The organism is Collinsella aerofaciens ATCC 25986, assembly GCF_010509075.1.
GTDB lineage: Bacteria > Actinomycetota > Coriobacteriia > Coriobacteriales > Coriobacteriaceae > Collinsella > Collinsella aerofaciens.
In genome coordinates this window covers 153157-171251 of record NZ_CP048433.1, presented here as the reverse complement: position 1 = coordinate 171251, position 18095 = coordinate 153157, and the positions used below count along the sequence as shown (strand labels likewise).

Below are 18095 nucleotides of genomic sequence, written 5' to 3'. Positions count from 1 at the left end.
AGAGATAGCAAATGAGCAACGCAGCCGAGATGGATGCACAGGAGATTATCAACTACATCGCCACCGCGCCCAAAAAGACGCCCGTCAAGCTGTACGTGCGCGAGAAGCCGGGCATGAAGGTTGCCTGGGGCGACGCACATGTCTACGGCGGCCGTCGCGGCAAGACCGTCTTTGGCGACTGGGACGAGCTCAAGACCATCCTGGACGCCAATGCCGATTCCATCGATTACTACGACGTTGAAAACGATTGCCGCAACTCCGCCGTGCCCATGCTCGACCTTAAGGGCATCAACGCCCGCATCGAGCCGGGCGCGATCATCCGCGACCGCGTCGAGATTGGCGACCGTGCCGTCATCATGATGGGCGCCATCATCAACATCGGCTCCGTTATCGGCGAGGGTTCCATGATCGATATGGGCGCCGTGCTGGGCGGTCGCGCCACCGTGGGCAAGAACTGCCACATCGGCGCCGGCACCGTGCTGGCAGGCGTTGTGGAGCCCGCCAGCGCCACGCCCGTCATCATCGAGGACGATGTCATGATCGGCGCAAACGCCGTGGTCCTGGAAGGCGTGCACGTGGGCAAGGGTGCTGTAGTTGCCGCCGGCGCCGTGTGCGTCGAGGACGTCCCCGCCGGCGCCGTCGTGGCCGGTGTCCCCGCCCGCGCCATCAAGATGCGCGACGAGAAGACCGACAGCAAGACCGGCCTGGAAGAGGGCCTGCGCCAGCTTTAATAGTTACGGCGTTTTACCAAACGCCGTAACGACCCGACGCTGCAAACGCCCCTAGGCGGCAATCTGACGTTCAATCGTCGGGCATAACCAGAAGGTCAATGCCCTCCTCTTTCGCGTCACCTTGCTCGCCTAGGGGCGTTTTCGCTGACGTGTGCTCAACCTGCGGCGCAATGTCAGCAACCAAGCCGAAAACAAAAAAGGCCGAAGTCCCAAAAGGCTTCGGCCTTTGTTTTTTGCAACGTCCAAGAGCAGTTTATCGATTCTCAATACTTCCGATGTTCTTGAGCTCGATGGAGATGAGGCCGTTGGGCTCGTTGACAAACTCGATGTACTCAGAGTTCGAACCCATCTCGGCCGGGAAGCTGATCTCGATGCCCGTGTCGGTACGGATCTTGTGGTTGCGCACCGCCGCGCGTTCGACCTGCTTGCGCTCCACGGGCACACGCTCAGGCACCTTCTCCTCAGTCAGTGCCGCGCGCACGCTCTCCTTGATAACCGGCTCGTCCTCAAAGACCTCATCGACGATATCCCAAGGGGGCAGTTCCTCGTCATCCTCAACTTTCTCGGCAACAGCAGCCTTAACCTTGGCGAGTGCTACAGCCGTGTTGGCACCGTGCTCCTCGGCGACTTCCTCGACCACACGCGTCACGGTGTCGATGACCTCCTTGCCCGATACCCCCGTGTCGCACTGCAGCAGGCCATCGGGAATGAGCATGCGATCCTCGCCGGCAATCTTGCGCTTCTTATCCACATAGCCGATCTCCATGGTGCTTGCACGCACGATTGCATAGCTCGGCACCTTTTGCGAGGGATTCGGCAGAATGGCGTAGTGGCGCGCAATGTCGTTGCGCACCTCGCCCTCTTCGCGACCCACCTCGTGCATAAAAGCCTGCTTGGAGCCCAGCAGCATCACGGCAAACCAGCGGGCATCCTCATCGTCATCAAAGTCCGCCACAAGCACGTCAGTGGACTCGGCTTTCTCGGCCTTGGTAAGTTCGGAAGAGATGAACTCCGCAATCTGCTGAGACAGATCCACGAACTCACGCTCACCAAAGAAATAGCCCTTGAGCTCGCCGCCGAATGCGGAGTTCTCGGCAAACGTGGCACGCTTGTTATCAGCCGAGGTACGAGCGCGCCGCAGGTGCGTGGTTACGAAATTACGCACGGTGCGGCTCTCGATATCGAGCTCGCGCTGGCTCATAACGTTGACGGCAGAGTCAAAGTCCAGGATATGCAGAATCGCGTGATTGATTTTCATATACGGCATTCCGTTCTAGATCGATTTCGGCACGAACCAGTATAGCGGTCGATCCCGCCCCAGGCGCATCGAAGATTGGTGCATCGGGGACAGGTTGCTTTGCACCAATGGTTAGCGCAGGAGCTCGGACTGCCAAGCCTCGAGCTGTTCTGCCAAGCTCTTGCCGGCAGCGGGCATGTCGATCTGGGGACGTTTGGGCAGAAGCGCACACTTAAGAATCGCAACGATAGTCTGCGAGACAAAGCGTCGCGTATCCTTGTCAAAGCCTTGCGCAGCCTGGAGCATCACGGGCAGGCTCTCGCGCAGATTCCCAGCGATATCCGCAAACCGCTCAGCACCCGTAGCCTCAAGCACGGAGAACAACGCATCTACAAAACGCTCGCGCTCGTTAGGCGACACCGCAAGCAGCATCTCGCGAATGGAGCCATCAACGTATCGAGCACCGGCGGACAGGCGCTCACAGTACACGAAGTCGCGACCATCAACCACCCAGCTAAAGGGATTATGCTGAAGCAGGCTGAACTCGGTGCTCTCAACGATGGCATAGTCCTCCTGTGTCTCGAACATCATGCCAAAGATCGACGACCGAGGTAGCGTCTTGTCGATTCGACCGGATAGATCGGCGAAGGCGTTGCCGCTCAGAAACTCCTCGACGAAGCCCGGACCATCATGGGAATACGCCCGTTCGATTCGCTCACGGGCGACATCGGGGCACATCGCCGCACCGTACACCGCAAGGTTTCCACCCTTGGAATGACCTCCGCACAAAAGCGGCCCGTCAATCGCATCCGCCGCCTCGTCTACATAACGCGCCGCGGATTCCTGGGCCGGCACAGGACACCGGAACGCCATGTTAAAGTCCTCTTTCCAGCCCACAATCGTGCTGTCGGTCCCCCGGAAGGCAAGATAGCTAAACCCCGCCGGAAATCGGAACGTCATGGCCGCAAACTGCTCCGTTGTCTCGGCATCACTCACGCTACGATAGCCGCAAACACGAACGCCACGGTAGCGAGGGCTTGCTGCCACAGCCTCCAACAGGGCACGACTCCCCTCCGGATCCCACAGGTCGCCAATCATGTCTTGGTAGCACTCGGCGCGCAGCAGCTCGCGTACGTCTAGGCCCTGCCAGTTCGTCAGCTCCGCCATATCACCCGGCAAACGCAAATAGGACAACCACGCAAAGACCAGGCTATCCACCGCGCAGAACGGCCGTTCCTCAAACGGATCAAACGCTGTCTGGGCATAGGTCAAAAAATTAGGCGAATCCGACATGGCCCTCCCATCAACTATGGTGCATTGGGGTCAGGTTACTTTGCACCAAAAAGGCGCCCGGGCCGTGTGGACCCGGACGCCTTCATTGTAGCTTTTCGCTCTAGCGAGCTTGATTTAGCAGGAGAAGTCGACGCTGTCGATGATGTCCTTGAGGGCCTTGGCGGAGGCGGTGAGCTCATGCTGCTCGTCATCGTTCAGCGGCACGGGGACGCGGCAGACGACGCCGTCGCGGCCAACGACCGTCGGCATGGAGATAGCCAGATCGGACAGGCCATACTCGCCCACCATGAGCGAGGAAACGGGCAGAACGGTCTGCTCATCGCGCATAACGGCGGTGCAGATGCGCTTGACGGCCATGGCGACGCCGTAGTAGGTGGCGTGCTTCTTCTCGATGATGGTGTAGGCGGAGTTCTTGACGTCCTCGGCGATACGCTTCTCGGCAGCCTCGTGCTCCAGATGACCGTGAAGCTCGCAGAAGGTGTTCAGCGGAACGCCAGCAACCTGAGCGCTGGACCAAGCGACAAACTCGGAGTCGCCGTGCTCGCCCATGACATAGGCCTGGACATCGCGCGGGTCAACCTCGACGTGGGCACCAAGCATCTGCTGCAGACGGCCAGTGTCGAGCACGGTGCCGGAGCCGATGACATGGCCCTCGGGCAGGCCGGACATCTTGATGGCAGCATAGGTCAGAACATCAACCGGGTTGGAGACGATTAGCAGAATGCCGTCGAAGCCGGACTTCTTAATCTCGGGGATAATGGACTTAAAGATGTTAACGTTCTTGTTGACCAGGTCCAGGCGGGTCTCACCGGGCTTCTGGGCAGCGCCAGCGGTGACGACGATCATGGCGGCGTCGGCGACATCGGAATAATCGCCGGCGTAGATCTTCATCGGCTCGGCAAACGTCATGCCGTGCGCGATATCCAGAGCCTCACCCTCGGCGCGGTTCTTGTCCACGTCGATGAGGACCATCTCGGAGAACAGACCGCTCTGCATCAGAGCGAACGCCGAAGACGAACCGACGAAACCGCAGCCGACAATAGCGACCTTCTTCTCGTTAACCATTAGAAACTCCCATCTCTCTCCACAAACAAGCCGCCCGGGAACGACCCGAGCGGCTTGTCGTAATCCCAATACATCCAATCGGGACTTTGATTATGCCCCTATTCGCAGCCGAAAATCGACCGTTTACCGAAATTGTTTGCAGTATTCGTAAAATAACTGCACGAAATCGGTTTCGAGCTATTGACGGGCCGAAACAGGTTTCTAATACAGGCCCGCCTCGCGAATGGCCTCGACAGCCAAAGCGATCTGATCGGGCGGCAGGACCAGCGCCATGCGCACGTGCCCCTCGCCCGAAGGACCAAAACTCGCGCCCGGCGTCACCACAACGCCGGCCTTCTCCATGAGCTCCTCGCAAAACGCCATGGAATCGGTGCGACCACCGGGAAGCTTGGCCCACACAAACATAGAGCCATGCGCGTTGGGACGCTCCCAGCCCAGGCCCTCAAGACCGTCGCACAGGGCATCGCGGCGCTCCTGGTACTTCAGACGCTGCGCCTCGACCTCATCGCGCGGACCGTTCAGGCAGGCGATGGCGGCCTTCTGGATCGGGAAGAACATACCGAAGTCGATCTGGCCGCGCAGCTTGGCAAAGGCCGAGACTACATCCTCGCGACCGACCAAAAAGCCGATGCGGGCACCGGTGACGTTAAACGACTTGGAAAGCGAGAAGAACTCAACGCCCACCTCGAGCGCGCCGGGATACTGCAAGAAGCTGCCGCCCGGCTCGCCGTCGAACACGATGTCGGAGTATGCGTTGTCATGGACGATGAGCAGGTCGTGCTCGCGGGCGAAAGCGATAATCTCCTCGTAGACCTCGGGCGTACCCACCGAGCCGACCGGGTTCGCGGGCAGCGACACGATCATATACTTGGCACGATCGGCCACCTCGGGATCGATACCCGCCACATAGGGCAGGTAATTATGCTCGGCAACCAGCGGATAGTATTCGAGCTTGGCATCGGCGATCTTGGCACCCGCCTCAAAGACCGGGTAGCACGGATCGGGAACCAGAATGGTGTCACCCGGATCGAGCAGGGCCAGGCCCAAATGGCCCACGCCCTCCTGCGTGCCGTTGCACGACTGCACCATAGACGGCGTAATGCCCGAAACGCCAAAGCGACGCTCATAGTAATCGCACACGGCTTGCTTGAGTTCGGGCAGGTCGCGCAGGGCATACTTCCACATCTCGGGATCTTGGGCTGCCTGCGTGAGCGCCTCGACCACGTGGTCGTACGGCTTAAAGTCGGGCGTGCCCACGCTCATGTTGTAAATGGTCTTGCCCTGAGCCTTCAGCGCGAGAAGCTTGTTGTTGAGCGAGGCGAAGACCTCCGCGCCAAAGCGGTCGAGACGCTGCGATGCCTGCATGGTGCCACCTTTCGATATAAAAAACGCGGCGCTCCGACAAGAGCGCCGCGCGATACGGGCCATCAGATTGCAAAAGTGTAACGCTTGCAACCCCCGTATTGGTTCAATTTAGCCAACCTTAGTCAACTGGATTGAGCGCGTCGATCTGCGCAAGCCACAGACACGAGCTAGCGTCACTCGGCATACGCCAATCGCCGCGCGGGCTGAGCGTCACCGATCCCACCTTGGGACCATCGGGCAGGCAGCTGCGCTTAAACTGCTGGGCAAAGAAGCGGCGGTAGAACGTACGTAGCCACGTGTGGACGGTCTTGACATCGTAGACGCCCTCAAAGCTCTTGAGCGCCATGTGGTAGATCTTGCCCGGCTCAAAGCCAAAACGTAGCAGGTAGTAGAGGAAGTAGTCGTGCAGCTCGTACGGGCCCACCAAATCCTCGGTCCTCTGCGCAATCTCGCCGTCGCCCGTGGGCGGCAGAAGCTCGGGGGACACCGGCGTATCGAGGATATCGAGCAAGACCTCGGCAATACGCCCGCCAAAGACATCGGCGGCATAGCGCACCAGATGGCGCACAAGCGTCTTGGGCACGCTCGCGTTGACGGCGTACATGCTCATGTGGTCGCCGTTATAGGTAGCCCAGCCGAGCGCCAGCTCCGACAGGTCGCCCGTGCCAATGACAAAACCGCCAGCCTGGTTGGCCAGATCCATCAGGATCTGCGTACGCTCGCGGGCCTGGCTGTTCTCGTAGGTCACGTCCTGCACGGCCGGATCATGCTCGATATCCTTAAAGTGCTGTTCCACGGCAGCATGGATTGAGACCTCGCGGAAGCTCACACCCAAGTCACGAGCGAGCGACTCGGCATTGGACTTAGTGCGGTGCGTCGTGCCAAAACCTGGCATGGAGACCGCCGTGATACCCGTGCGCGGCAGCCCCAGCGCATCGAAGGCACGCACGGTCACAAGCAGCGCTAGCGTGGAGTCCAAGCCGCCCGAAAGGCCGATGACCGCAGCCTTGGTACCCGTATGGGCGAGGCGGGTCTTGAGGCCCGCAGTCTGCAGGTCGAGGATGGTCTCGCAGCGCTCGGCCAGGTCGCCGTGGTCGGCCGGCACAAAGGGCGCGCGCGGGAAAACGCGGTCGATATCGCAGGCATCGCGCAAGACAGGTTCTTCGGCCAGCACGCCCTCAAACGAAAACTCAACGGTCGTGGCCTCCGGCGCATCGTCGGTGCGCGCCCACGTCGTCGAGCGACGGCGCTCGGCAACCAGGCGGTCAAGGTCAACGTCGGCGATGGCCATATCGCAGGTAAGCAGTTTGGTGGCGGCGAGCTTGGAGCCATTTTCGTAGATAAGGTTCTCGCCCGCAAAGACCATGTCGGTCGTGGACTCGCCCTCGCTCGCGTCCGCGTAGGCATAGGCGCAGTACAGGCGTGCGCTCTGGTTAGAGATGAGGCTGCGGCGGTAATCCGCCTTACCGATAATCTCGTCCGAAGCCGACGGATTGAGGATCACCGTCGCACCGGCAAGCGCCATCTCGGTCGAAGGGGGCGCCGGCACCCACAGGTCCTCGCAGACCTCAACGCCCAGCACCATATCCTCGGCACCCTCATCACAGCAGCGGTAGACAAGCCCCGAACCCAGCGGAACCGGACCCTGACCGGCAAATTCAACCCACACGGGATCCGCAGGCGACGGAGCAAACCAGCGACGCTCATAGAACTCGCCATAGTTGGGCAGATACTTCTTGGCCGTAAGACCCAAAAGCTCGCCCGCGCAGCACACGGCAGCGCAGTTGTAGATATTCTCGGCAACTGCAACGGGAAGACCGATGGTAAAGACAATCGGCAGATCGCGGGTTTCATCGAGAATGTGCACAAGTGCCGCCTCGCAGGCATGCAGCAGTGTGCGGTTATGGAACAGATCAGCCGCGGTATAGCCGGTCAGGTTAAGCTCGGGCAGCACCAGCGCGCGAACGCCGCGCTCGGTAGCCTCGCGAACAGCCGCCAGCGCAACCTCGGCATTGCCCTCGACATCGGCCACGCGAATCCGCGGCGAGGCCGCCGCCACACGCAAAAAGCCATCAGACTGAGAAAGGTGAAGATTCATAAGAATGCTCCCGTGCGTAGACGCCATTCACAACAATTAGCAAGTCCTATTGTAGTTCAACCGCCGGGTGGAACCGCATCCCACCAACTTGGTGAGCAATTGATGAGTTGATGGTATCTGTTAAATGTCACGTACGATTCACATCTGGTGGGTACCCTGATGGCTACACGAAACGAAGCAGATTTACACCGGGAGGACCCCGTATGACAACCAAGTACACCGACGCGCCGCGCACGCGCGTCATGACGCCGGCATCGCTCAACAACGGCGTACACGAGAACCATTCCATTGGACAGACCATGGCCATCGCGCCCAAAAAGGGCCTGTTCGACGACATTTCCATTCCCCAGATCATCGCCGGCGCCGCAGCTGCCGCCACGAGCGTGGCGCTTGCTTCAAAGATCGGCATCGCTGGTTCAGTAATTGGCGCCGCCGTGAGCTCGGTCATCACCGTTGTGTCCTCGCAGGTCTACCGCCACTTTATCTCTGCCAGCGCCAAAGCCCTCAAAGGTACGCACGCCGACGTCGACTACCCCGCCGGCGCCTATGAGCCCGTTGAGCTTAATGCCGAGGAGCACCTGGGCGGCGCCGCGACTACGCAGGAGATGCGCCAGGTTGCGGGACGCGCGACCACGGCGCGCGTCGCCCCCAACAGTCTGCGCGCCAAGGCGGCGGCAGAGCGCAGCCAGACACAAAAGAAGGTCATCGTCTTCTCGATCGCCATCGCCATCGTCGCGGTCATCGCCTGCGCCGGCGCCATCCTTATCACCACTGCCGGTGAGGGTCTGGGCGAGCGTCCCGAGCCAATCCTGTCGTCGCGCACGACCGAGAGCGATGCAAATGGCAACACCCAGTCGCAAGATCAGCAGGCGCAGACGGACGATACGCAAGACAGTTCTACCTCTGCCAATTCGTCCTCGAACACCCAAAACCAATCGCAGGGCACCGATTCCTCTACGGCCAGCAGTAGCACGCCGTCCGGCACGACCGACTCAAGCCAAACGACTGGCGGTTCGCAGCCGAGCACGGGCGGCCAGACGAGCGACACCACTTCGGGAACGGGCACAGCAGACAGCAACAACACCAACGGCTCGAACAGCTCGAGTGGAACCGCGTCCGGCACGGCATCTGACAACTCGAGCCAAGGCACGGCATCGGGCAACTAAGTACATTTGCCTCTCATAGATAACCGACCTGTACAACGGGCGCGAATCGAAAGCGGTTCGCGCCCGTTTGCCTTGGGCGCCGCCATGGCGAACGCTATGCGATGGTAAGATGCTTTACATGTGTAAAGAGGAGATTTGCCATGAGCAAGACAATAGTTAGGCCCACGCTTTCGCTGGGCAACCACATCTATCTGTATCGCCTGCTGCGCGACGCGATTGGGTGCGGCAAGCAAACGTTTATGACACAGGTCGAGGAGGCGCTCGCCGCCGGCGACATGACCGCTTATGACCTGGGCTTTGAGTCCACGCGTGAGCTGCTCGAGGAGCTCGACGACTGCATTAAGCTGACCGTCTTTAAGGGCGGTCGCCTGTATGCCACCGTCATCGCCAACGAGGCCTGGGATGCCGCCCTTGCCAAGGGCGAGGACAAGCCCAAGGCTGCCAAGGGCGCCAAGCAGTCCTACAAAAAGAAAAAGCGCGGTGAGAAGGACCTCAAGGCCGTGCGTCCCAAGCACGTTAAGCGTCCCGAGCCCGAAGTCATGGTTGAAGCCGTGCCGGAACCCGAGCCCGAGGCAGAGATCGAAGCCGCTATTGAGGTAACAGCGGAAGCCGAAACCACCGCCACGACCGATCCCGAAGTCATATCTGAGCAGGAAACCACTGCGGAGCTCAACGAAGCTCCCAAGTCGACAACCGAAGAAGCCGCTGACCGGCCCGAGACGTCTGCATTCCAAAACAGCGATGTCTTTGGTGACAAGACCGAGGACGATCAGTCCGACGAGCCCGCCGATCAAGGCGCTACCGAGTCGGCGCCGGAGCCCGAGGCACCGCAGCCCGCCATCTCGCTCACGGTCGTCTATGACCCCGAGAACGCAAACGCCGGCATCACCACCATGGCATCCACGCCCATCGAGGCAAAGTCGAGCGTCGAGAATCAGAGCGCTCCGCAAGTCGAGTTCGACACCGCGACCGCAGACGCACCTGCCATCGTCGAACCCGCAGATTCCGCGGTGATGCCGAAAGCGGACACCGAATCAGTACTCGGCGCCGAACCCGCGCCCGTCATCGAGGTGACGCCCGTCAATGAGCAGGCCTTCGCACCGACGATGGTACCGGCCCCCGCACCCGTAGCGCCCGCCATCCCCGAGGACTTCCCCGTCGATTTCGCAACCGAGGTCTTCTGCCCCGGCCCGCTTCTGCACCAGCTGTCAACCTATCTCCCCTACGGCGCCGACACGCTCGGCATCGTCGGCGAGTACTACTGGATCGCCCGCGAGCGCGGTACCATCGAGGCCGCGCGAAACCGCGCAAGCTTCCCTCTGCGCTACACGCAAGCCGGCGAGCGCCACGAAGTCACCGTGCGCATCCGCCGCAACACCACCGGCGGTCTCGGAGCCGCCTGGACCATCGATAAAGTCGAAGAACCCGAGCAGTAACGACAAACGGCTCAAATCCAAATCAGGATTTGAGCCGTTTTTATTTGTTGATGTTGCGTAACCAACAGCGAGCGGGCCGCAAGTGCCCCAGGTTGCCGTGAAAGAGGAGCGACGCGTACTTCGGTACGCGAGCGACGGCTTGAACGGCAAGATGGGGTGCTTGCGACCCGCGCAGCGTCGAGCAGTTACGCGGTTTGGAAAACCGCGTAACGATCTAGTCGCGCGTCAGCTTACGGTGAATACGATGCGGCTGGGCTGCATCCTCGCCCAGGCGCTCGATGCGGTTGGCCTGATAGGCCTCGAAGTTGCCCTCGAACCAATACCAGTTGCCCGGATTCTCGTCGGTGCCCTCCCACGCCAGAATGTGCGTGGCGACGCGGTCCAGGAACATACGGTCGTGGCTAATGACCACCGAGCAGCCCGGGAACTCGAGCAGCGCCGCTTCGAGCGAGGACAGCGTCTCGACGTCGAGGTCGTTCGTGGGCTCGTCGAGGAGCAGCAGGTTGCCGCCCTGCTTGAGCGTGAGTGCCAAGTTCAGACGGTTGCGCTCGCCACCGGATAGTACGCCAGCGCGCTTCTGCTGGTCCTGGCCCTTAAAGCCAAAGCTCGCCACATAAGCGCGGCTCGGAACCTCAGTCTCGCCGACCATCATGTGGTCCAGGCCATCCGAGACGACCTCCCACAGGTTCTTATCGGGGTCGATGCCGGAACGGTTCTGGTCGACGTAAGAAATCTTGACGGTCTCGCCCACCTCGAGCTCGCCCGAAGTCAGCGGCTCCAGACCCACAATCGTCTTGAACAGCGTGGTCTTACCGACGCCGTTGGGGCCGATGACGCCCACGATGCCGTTGCGCGGCAGGGTGAACGAAAGGTCGTCGATAAGCACGCGGCCATCGAACTCTTTGTGCAGGTGATGGGCCTCGAGCACCTTGTTGCCCAAACGCGGGCCCACAGGAATGCGAATGTCGGTCCAGTCGAGCTTCTGGCTTGCGCGGGCCTCGGCCTCCATCTCCTCGTAGCGAGCCAGACGGGCCTTGTTCTTGGCCTGGCGAGCCTTGGGCGAGCTGCGTACCCACTCGAGCTCGGCCTCCATGCGCTTGGCGAGCTTGGCATCGCGGTTGCCCTGTGCCTCGATACGCGCAGCCTTGGTCTCCAGATACGTGGAGTAGTTGCCCTTGTAGGGATAGAGGTGACCGCGGTCGACCTCGCAGATCCACTCGGCAACGTTATCCAGGAAGTAGCGATCGTGCGTGACAGCCAGAACGGCGCCCTGGTAGTTGTGCAGGAAATGCTCGAGCCACAGGATCGACTCGGCGTCCAGGTGGTTCGTGGGCTCGTCGAGCAGCAGCAGGTCGGGAGCCTCGAGCAGCAGCTTGCGCAGGGCCACGCGACGGCGCTCGCCGCCGGAAAGCACATTAACCGGCATGTCAGAATCGGGCAGCTGCAGGGCGTCCATGGCCTGGCCGAGCTTGGAATCGATATCCCAGCCGTCGGCGGCGTCGATCTCGTCCTGGAGCTTGCCCATCTCGGCCATGAGGGCGTCCATGTCGCAATCCGGGTCGCACATCTCCTCGCCGATCTTATTGAAGCGATCGACCTTGGCGATCATGTCGCCAAATGCCATGCGCACGTTCTCGATGACGGTCTTGTCGTCATCGAGCGGCGGCTCCTGCTGCAGGATACCCACGGTGTAGCCGGGGGTGAGCCTGGCATCGCCGTTGGAGACCTCCTCGATGCCGGCCATGATCTTGAGCAGGGTCGACTTGCCCATACCGTTGGGGCCCACGACGCCGATCTTGGCACCGGGGTAGAAGCTCAGGGTCACGTCGTCAAGGATTACCTTGTCGCCATGGGCCTTGCGAGCCTGATACATCTGGTAGATGAACTCCGCCATTTGCCTGTTTTATCCTTTCTACCTGCTGTTTCCCTATTCTTGTTTCGCTTTAGTGGAAACGAAATGAGAAAACCAGCTCTGAAACGTAACGAAAAAGGGGCATGGTTGCCCACACCCCCTAATACTACCTGGGAAAAGTCCCCCGGAGCATACTATGAACTGCGTACGCTAGTTTTCCGCAACCTTAACGAGCGGCTCGCTGCGATTTGCGCCACAACAGATACGAGTAGACGTAGACGGCTCCAACCGAACCAAACGCCAGAACCGCAATCACCGCGGCGACGACTTCACTCGAAAGCACGCTGCCTGCCACGCCCATCACAATCAGGCCAATACCCAGCACCATAAAGCAGGCGCCGCCAAAACGCTGAGTACGGCGCCAGTTCTCGGGATCGGCAAGCGCCCAAGGTGTCTTGATACCGAGCGTATAGTTCTGCTTCACACGCGGCAAGTAGTTGCCTACGCCGATGAATAGCAAACCGACAACACCGGAAATCAGCACGTTAACCGAACCGACCGACGGCACCACGCCCCAGACCGTAAGCTCTCCCAGCCAGCTTATGGCGCACATGAACAAGGTGGAGGCGATTACGAAGCCCTGGTAGAACTTGCCCGAGGTTCGATATGCCTCACCTTTGGGGTCGATGCGCGGCACCATGCGGAACATTGCGAGAAGCGCCAGAGGCAGCACGCCGAGCGCGGAGGCCATCCAGCTAGGACCCCAACCGTCGACGGCGCCGTTCGCGCCCCAGTGCGTGGGAATCTGCGCAGGCAAGCTCGGCATCACCATGAGGTGCGCTACGACATTGGCGACGCACAGAGCGACCAGCGCAATCCACACGCGCGACGATACCCCCGTGGGGTGAATGCCCTTGTTTTCGTTATTCATCCTTATCACCTTCAGTGTTTGTAAAGCCCATAAACCAGCCAATTAAATCCTGCATGACGGTGGTGTTTAAGCTGTATACGATGTTTTGGCCATGGCGCTCGTCGGTCACCAACCCGGCGTTTTTGAGCGTCGCCAAGTGATGGCTCAGCGACGGCTTACTGATATCGAAATGCTCGGCAAGCTCCCCCGCCGTGCAATTGCCCTCGCGCAGCAACTCCAAAATGCGCCGTCGCGTTGGATCGGCAAGCGCCTTAAAACCCTCTCCCGGCATAAGACCTCCTCTCATCATCTCTCATGACGTGCACACTATACTCAATATTTAGATGTTTGTCTAACTATCTAATCGCAATGCTTCAAACCACATCAAAGCAAACGCCATCGCAACCTATGGGCGATTACCTATAATGGCGATAGCTAAAACACGACCTGCTTCCCCATCGGAGGATATTTATGACCGAAACCGCTGCCGCAGCCGCCATCGAGACACGCGACACCAAGCTCGAGATTATCATGGGCCGCGAGGCACTCGATAAGCTCGCCGATGCTACGGTGCTAGTGCTCGGCTGCGGAGGCGTGGGCTCCAACTGCTGCGAGGCACTCGCCCGCGGCGGCATCGGTCATTTCGTCATTCTGGATAAGGACATCATCGCGCCCAGCAATATCAATCGCCAGGCCATCGCCTTTCACAGCACCGTCGGCAAGCGCAAAGTCGACGTCATGGAGGCTATGATTCACGACATCAACCCTACCGCTACCGTCATCAAGCGCACCGAATACCTGCTGAGCGACAACATCGATGATTTCTTCGTGAGCGTTTTGGAGCAGACGGACGGCAAGCTCGACTACGTCGTCGACGCCATCGACACCATCTCGGCCAAGCTCACCATTGCCAAATATACTCAGGACCACGACATTCGTTTGGTTAGCTCCATGGGCGGGGCCAACAAGCTCCATCCCGAGTGCCTCCGCTTTGCCGACATTTTCGATACGGTACGTGACCCCATGAGCCGCATCATGCGCAAAGAATGCAAGAAGCGCGGAATCAAGAGCCTGCATGTACTGTTTAGCTGCGAGGAATCGGTTAAGACACAGCCCCGCGACCCTTCCAACATCCACGAGCGCACCGAGCTGGGAACCGCCAGCTTTATGCCGCCCATCATGGGCCAGATGATTGCCGGCGAGGTTATCCGCCAGATCAGCGGCCGCGGCACTGAGCGCGTACGCTCCGATGGCCAACGTCTGGACTAGCGGAGCGCACCGAGATGGAGCCCCGGTTATTTGATGCACACTGCCATCTTGATTTAATGGCTCACCCGGACGCCGTTGCCGATGAGGCGACGGCGCTGGGCTTGGGTCTATTTGACTGCGGCGTCAATCCGCGCGACTTTTCGGCCGCAAACGAGCGCGCCTGTCGCCAACCAGGCATCATCGCCGGCGTTGGGCTTCACCCCTGGTGGCTCGCCGATGGCCACTGCGGTTTTGTCGAAGTCAATCTGCTTTGCGAAGTTGCTGCCCAAGAACGCTACATCGGTGAGATCGGGCTCGACTTTTCCGCGCGCTTTGCTGGAAGTGAGCAGCTACAAATACAGGCACTTAACCGGCTCTGCGATGCGCTCGTGCAGCATCCTCTTACCGGGCGCGTGATATCAATTCACGCCGTTCGTTCGGCAGAAGCCGTACTGGACGTCCTCGAATCGCATGGACTACTCATCCCAAACCCCGATTCCCCCGTTATCATCTTCCACTGGTTTAGCGGCACCTCGGACGAGCTTGTCCGCGCACGCGATGCAGGCTGCTATTTTTCCGTCAACGAACGCATGCTCGCGTCTAAACGAGGACGCGAATACGCACGACAGATTCCACTCGATCGTTTACTGCTCGAGACCGATGCGCCAGCCGAGCCAAACACAGAAACAAGCGCACAGTCGCTCATCAGATCGCTCACAAGGACCTCGATGCGCATTGCCTCACTCAAAAACTGTGACGCAAAGCGCATCGAGTCGGTAGTTTTAGCAAATGCGCACGCTGTTTTTGACCTTCGCTAACCCCTGTGGGCAAAAATGCCAAGGGACATGCGAATCGCACAACGCAGTCCCTATTGGTAGGCAGTACAATTCGGCAGCATTACACCAATTCGTGCATGAGATCACGGTTGCGTGCATACAATTCGTCAAAGATATGACGACGCGATGCATATAACTCGTGGGCAGCCATATCGGGCACGATTGTTTGCGCAACGCCAAGGACTTGGGCGAGCTCATCCCATGATGCATAGGCGCCACCTGCGAGAGCTGCCATGATGGCATCACCGAAGCATGCGCCCACCGTAACCTTGGCAACCGAGACCTCGCGCCCGCATACGTCGGCGATAGCCTGCATCCAAACTGGATTCTTGGTTCCACCTCCGACAAGCATAATGCGCCCAATTGGCAGTCCATGCTCTCGCTCGATAATGTCGACATGGGATGCAACGGTATACGCGACGCCTTCCAAGGCGGCGCGAACCATATGGGCTCGCGTATGCCTTCCGGTCAGGCCAAAGAAGACGCCACGTGCCTCGGGATCGTTAAGCGGAGTACGCTCCCCCGCAAAGTACGGCAGACACAGGAGCCCATCGGCACCCGGCGCCACATCGGCGGCATCATGCGCCATAACCGAATAGGCATCGGGACCACCGTGGCCCTCGGCCTCTACGGCGTCGCGATACAGCTCTTGGCGCAGCCACGATGTGAGTGCGCCCGCCGTATTGGTCCCCGCGCAGATCCCGTAAGTTCCGGGAATGATAAACGTCCCCGGCCACAGGCGGGCATCATCGATCATATGATCAGCTAGGTAGATGAAATACGCCGTACTCCCCAACTGAACCATCATATCGCCGGGACGGAATACACCCGTCGAAATGGCCTCGGCACCAGAATCGCCCGTTCCCACTAAGACAGGTGTCCCTGCCGCGAGCCCCGTCGCCTCAGCCGCACGCTGCGTAATCACCCCGGCAATATCGGTAGCCGACATTACCTCCGCCATCTGGTCAGGCCGGCAGAAACGAGCACATTCCCGAGCATCAACCTTCCAAGTGAAGCGGTCGTATAGGGGAAGAAAATCCTCCGCCAAATAACGGTCCACCGTAAAACGCCCCGTCAACTTTGCGCATAGAAACGACGACGCCGTCAGGAACTTCGCGGCACGTTCGTGCACCTCGGGCATATTCTCCTTAAACCACAAGATCTTGGGAGCAATATCTGACGAACAGGGATCGTGCCCGAAAAGCTCGCGTGCGCGGTCTGACCCATATTCGGAAAGAAGCTCGTCAATCTGCGGCTTCGAACGTGCATCGACTCCATACAAAATCGCGGGCGCCAGCGCGTTGCACTCGGTATCGACCGGCACACAGTCGCAACCCAATGCGGAAAGGCCCACGCATCCGATCTGTGCCGCGTTAACCCCCGATCGCGCCACCAGCTCGCGCGACAAGCGGCAAAAATCGCCCCACCAAACTGCCTCCGCATCATGCTGGTACCATCCGTCACACGGGTTGTCCGTCTCATGTCCACAAGAGGCTTGGCAAACGATGTTGCATCGATCATCGATTAAAACGCCTTTAGAGGCGCTTGTCCCAATATCAATACCCAGATAGAGCGCCATAGGTGCCTACTCCCCTCGCGCCGTACGAGCGGCAGCCATAAAACGAGCTACCCGCTCAACATCAACCGGGGCATCCAGCCTTCCGTCGCGCTTTAAGCAGGTGCCGACAAACGCGCCATCGTAGTGAGCAAATACGTCAGCCACGGTATTTTCGCGACAACCGGTGCCACATACCACGGGTACTTCGCCAACACGCTCGCGGACTTCATCGGCAAGCTCGCCCGAAGCGCCACGACCGGCAGCCGAACCGCCGATGACCATTGCATCCGGAAGGCAATTAAAGAGAAGTGAATCGGCAATGTCCGCAGTCGTGCGGTCGTTGAGATAAACCTCCCCCTCGCTCGTGATGAAGTGAAAAAGCTTGAGGTCGTCCAAGCGCAGCGCCGCCTTGCGACGCATGGTGTGAGCGAAATCTCGGTTAATCAGCCCGAGATCACCGGCCCAGGCACCGCAAAAATTGCAGCGTGTGAACTGCGCGTCGACGGCGGCGCACAGCTCGATTGTGGCATCACCGTCGTAAATAGCCTCAGCTCCCCAAGGGGTCGACAGATCATGGGATAGAGTCCCGATTACATAGCCCACCGATGCAAGGGTTGAGGGAGAAACGTGCTGCTCATAGGGCATCGAGAGCTCATTGGTAATCAAAATGCCATCGACACCGCCCTGCTGCAACGCCTCGAGATCGCGCTTGGCGGCTTCCACGACCTGCGACACGCTTCCGCCCGGGTAATACAGTGGATCGCCCGGCAGAGGACGCAGGTGCAGCATTCCGATAACCGGCTTTTCGGTCTTGAACATCGAGGTTAGAAACGACATAGCGTGCTCCTTCATAGGGTTATCGCGGGGACGTTACTCCCCCAGCACCTCGACGTACACTTTTCGCTTCTGCGGACCGTCAAACTCCGCAAGATAGATGTTCTGGGCACTTCCGCACACGATGTGGCCATCTTGGACGGGAAAGAAGCAACTGTTTCCACAAATCATGCTCTTGATATGCCCACAGGAGTTGTTGCCGGTGGCTCCATAGCTCGGCAGGAAGTGTGCATGCGCATAGGGGGCATCGAGTGGGGCGATGCGATCAAGCGTCTCCATAAGATCCGTCTCCACGCAGGGCAGCCCCTCGTTTACCACGATTCCACAGGTCGTATGCGACAAAATAATCGCTGCCAAGCCATTGGTCACCGAGCTGCGTTCGATGGCAGCGTGCACGTCTTCGGTAATATCGATGAACTGGTCCGGAGCAGTCGATAGATAGCTCAATGTCTCGAGCGTCACCATG

At 59.6% G+C, this 18095-nt stretch carries 16 protein-coding genes; 5 read left to right on the top strand and 11 right to left on the bottom strand.

The genetic code is table 11. From position 1 onward, the window contains the following. Nucleotides 1-11: 11 nt before the first annotated feature. Nucleotides 12-731 (top strand): 2,3,4,5-tetrahydropyridine-2,6-dicarboxylate N-acetyltransferase, encoded by a 720-nt coding sequence (gene dapD / locus GXM19_RS00780; RefSeq protein WP_006234339.1) that lies wholly within the window; start codon nucleotides 12-14, stop codon nucleotides 729-731. Nucleotides 732-984: 253 nt separating this feature from the next. On the opposite strand, the gene GXM19_RS00775 is transcribed toward dapD, so the two are convergent. The 5 genes from GXM19_RS00775 to GXM19_RS00755 all read right to left on the bottom strand — a co-directional run bounded on the left by GXM19_RS00775 (nucleotide 985) and on the right by GXM19_RS00755 (nucleotide 7789). Further along, entirely contained in the window at nucleotides 985-1989 is a 1005-nt protein-coding gene (locus GXM19_RS00775) for a nucleoid-associated protein (RefSeq protein ID WP_022094136.1), read from the bottom strand. Nucleotides 1990-2100: 111 nt separating this feature from the next. Further along, nucleotides 2101-3261, bottom strand: coding sequence for a DUF2974 domain-containing protein (locus GXM19_RS00770; protein WP_006234342.1), 1161 nt, complete (start codon nucleotides 3259-3261; stop codon nucleotides 2101-2103). A 114-nt stretch (nucleotides 3262-3375) separates the two neighbouring features. After that, nucleotides 3376-4326 carry an L-lactate dehydrogenase gene (locus tag GXM19_RS00765; RefSeq protein WP_006234343.1) on the bottom strand — a complete coding sequence of 317 codons (951 nt, stop codon included), beginning with the start codon at nucleotides 4324-4326 and terminating at the stop codon, nucleotides 3376-3378. A 201-nt stretch (nucleotides 4327-4527) separates the two neighbouring features. Next, nucleotides 4528-5691 (bottom strand): pyridoxal phosphate-dependent aminotransferase, encoded by a 1164-nt coding sequence (locus tag GXM19_RS00760; RefSeq protein ID WP_006234344.1) that lies wholly within the window; start codon nucleotides 5689-5691, stop codon nucleotides 4528-4530. Nucleotides 5692-5809: 118 nt separating this feature from the next. Next, nucleotides 5810-7789 carry an NAD(+) synthase gene (locus tag GXM19_RS00755; RefSeq protein ID WP_040358349.1) on the bottom strand — a complete coding sequence of 660 codons (1980 nt, stop codon included), beginning with the start codon at nucleotides 7787-7789 and terminating at the stop codon, nucleotides 5810-5812. 203 nt (nucleotides 7790-7992) lie between these two features. On the opposite strand from GXM19_RS00755, the gene GXM19_RS00750 reads away from it, so the two are divergent. Both GXM19_RS00750 and GXM19_RS00745 read left to right on the top strand, forming a co-directional pair. Beyond that, on the top strand, nucleotides 7993-8955 hold the full coding sequence (locus tag GXM19_RS00750; RefSeq protein WP_006234346.1) for a hypothetical protein: 963 nt from the start codon (nucleotides 7993-7995) through the stop codon (nucleotides 8953-8955). A gap of 140 nt (nucleotides 8956-9095) precedes the next feature. Further along, on the top strand, nucleotides 9096-10391 hold the full coding sequence (locus tag GXM19_RS00745; RefSeq protein ID WP_006234347.1) for a hypothetical protein: 1296 nt from the start codon (nucleotides 9096-9098) through the stop codon (nucleotides 10389-10391). Nucleotides 10392-10605: 214 nt separating this feature from the next. Here GXM19_RS00745 and ettA read toward each other — a convergent pair whose 3' ends face one another. From ettA to GXM19_RS00730, 3 genes are all read right to left on the bottom strand, one after another. Beyond that, nucleotides 10606-12285, bottom strand: coding sequence for an energy-dependent translational throttle protein EttA (ettA, locus tag GXM19_RS00740; protein ID WP_006234349.1), 1680 nt, complete (start codon nucleotides 12283-12285; stop codon nucleotides 10606-10608). Nucleotides 12286-12469: 184 nt separating this feature from the next. Next, nucleotides 12470-13174 carry an SdpI family protein gene (locus GXM19_RS00735; RefSeq protein WP_006234350.1) on the bottom strand — a complete coding sequence of 235 codons (705 nt, stop codon included), beginning with the start codon at nucleotides 13172-13174 and terminating at the stop codon, nucleotides 12470-12472. After that, entirely contained in the window at nucleotides 13167-13445 is a 279-nt protein-coding gene (locus tag GXM19_RS00730; protein WP_022094448.1) for an autorepressor SdpR family transcription factor, read from the bottom strand. The genes GXM19_RS00735 and GXM19_RS00730 overlap by 8 nt, the downstream gene beginning before the upstream one ends. 179 nt (nucleotides 13446-13624) lie before the next feature. Between GXM19_RS00730 and GXM19_RS00725 the strand changes: the two genes are divergently transcribed. Both GXM19_RS00725 and GXM19_RS00720 read left to right on the top strand, forming a co-directional pair. Then, nucleotides 13625-14422 (top strand): tRNA threonylcarbamoyladenosine dehydratase, encoded by a 798-nt coding sequence (locus GXM19_RS00725; protein ID WP_006234352.1) that lies wholly within the window; start codon nucleotides 13625-13627, stop codon nucleotides 14420-14422. A gap of 14 nt (nucleotides 14423-14436) precedes the next feature. Then, nucleotides 14437-15219 (top strand): TatD family hydrolase, encoded by a 783-nt coding sequence (locus GXM19_RS00720; RefSeq protein WP_006234353.1) that lies wholly within the window; start codon nucleotides 14437-14439, stop codon nucleotides 15217-15219. A gap of 79 nt (nucleotides 15220-15298) precedes the next feature. On the opposite strand, the gene GXM19_RS00715 is transcribed toward GXM19_RS00720, so the two are convergent. The 3 genes from GXM19_RS00715 to GXM19_RS00705 are packed head-to-tail and all read right to left on the bottom strand — an operon-like array spanning nucleotide 15299 to nucleotide 18094. Beyond that, the gene (locus tag GXM19_RS00715) at nucleotides 15299-16816 is read right to left on the bottom strand and encodes an FGGY-family carbohydrate kinase (protein ID WP_006234354.1); all 1518 of its coding nucleotides are present in this window, start codon (nucleotides 16814-16816) and stop codon (nucleotides 15299-15301) included. Nucleotides 16817-16822: 6 nt separating this feature from the next. Beyond that, a complete protein-coding gene (locus GXM19_RS00710) occupies nucleotides 16823-17632 on the bottom strand; it encodes a BtpA/SgcQ family protein (RefSeq protein ID WP_040358351.1) in 810 nt (269 codons plus the stop codon). 33 nt (nucleotides 17633-17665) lie between these two features. After that, nucleotides 17666-18094, bottom strand: coding sequence for a secondary thiamine-phosphate synthase enzyme YjbQ (locus GXM19_RS00705; protein WP_006234356.1), 429 nt, complete (start codon nucleotides 18092-18094; stop codon nucleotides 17666-17668). Between the last annotated feature and the right edge of the window lies 1 nt (nucleotide 18095).

What these genes read in the sequence shown, in the direction of transcription:
- GXM19_RS00720 (WP_006234353.1), top strand. Translation starts at nt 14,437, where the DNA reads ATGGAGCCCCGGTTATTTGATGCACACTGCCATCTTGATTTAATGGCT.
- GXM19_RS00760 (WP_006234344.1), bottom strand. Translation starts at nt 5,691, where the DNA reads ATGCAGGCATCGCAGCGTCTCGACCGCTTTGGCGCGGAGGTCTTCGCC.
- GXM19_RS00730 (WP_022094448.1), bottom strand. Translation starts at nt 13,445, where the DNA reads ATGCCGGGAGAGGGTTTTAAGGCGCTTGCCGATCCAACGCGACGGCGC.
- GXM19_RS00725 (WP_006234352.1), top strand. Translation starts at nt 13,625, where the DNA reads ATGACCGAAACCGCTGCCGCAGCCGCCATCGAGACACGCGACACCAAG.
- GXM19_RS00750 (WP_006234346.1), top strand. Translation starts at nt 7,993, where the DNA reads ATGACAACCAAGTACACCGACGCGCCGCGCACGCGCGTCATGACGCCG.
- GXM19_RS00715 (WP_006234354.1), bottom strand. Translation starts at nt 16,816, where the DNA reads ATGGCGCTCTATCTGGGTATTGATATTGGGACAAGCGCCTCTAAAGGC.
- dapD (WP_006234339.1), top strand. Translation starts at nt 12, where the DNA reads ATGAGCAACGCAGCCGAGATGGATGCACAGGAGATTATCAACTACATC.
- GXM19_RS00735 (WP_006234350.1), bottom strand. Translation starts at nt 13,174, where the DNA reads ATGAATAACGAAAACAAGGGCATTCACCCCACGGGGGTATCGTCGCGC.
- GXM19_RS00755 (WP_040358349.1), bottom strand. Translation starts at nt 7,789, where the DNA reads ATGAATCTTCACCTTTCTCAGTCTGATGGCTTTTTGCGTGTGGCGGCG.
- ettA (WP_006234349.1), bottom strand. Translation starts at nt 12,285, where the DNA reads ATGGCGGAGTTCATCTACCAGATGTATCAGGCTCGCAAGGCCCATGGC.
- GXM19_RS00765 (WP_006234343.1), bottom strand. Translation starts at nt 4,326, where the DNA reads ATGGTTAACGAGAAGAAGGTCGCTATTGTCGGCTGCGGTTTCGTCGGT.
- GXM19_RS00775 (WP_022094136.1), bottom strand. Translation starts at nt 1,989, where the DNA reads ATGAAAATCAATCACGCGATTCTGCATATCCTGGACTTTGACTCTGCC.
- GXM19_RS00705 (WP_006234356.1), bottom strand. Translation starts at nt 18,094, where the DNA reads ATGGTGACGCTCGAGACATTGAGCTATCTATCGACTGCTCCGGACCAG.
- GXM19_RS00770 (WP_006234342.1), bottom strand. Translation starts at nt 3,261, where the DNA reads ATGTCGGATTCGCCTAATTTTTTGACCTATGCCCAGACAGCGTTTGAT.
- GXM19_RS00710 (WP_040358351.1), bottom strand. Translation starts at nt 17,632, where the DNA reads ATGTCGTTTCTAACCTCGATGTTCAAGACCGAAAAGCCGGTTATCGGA.
- GXM19_RS00745 (WP_006234347.1), top strand. Translation starts at nt 9,096, where the DNA reads ATGAGCAAGACAATAGTTAGGCCCACGCTTTCGCTGGGCAACCACATC.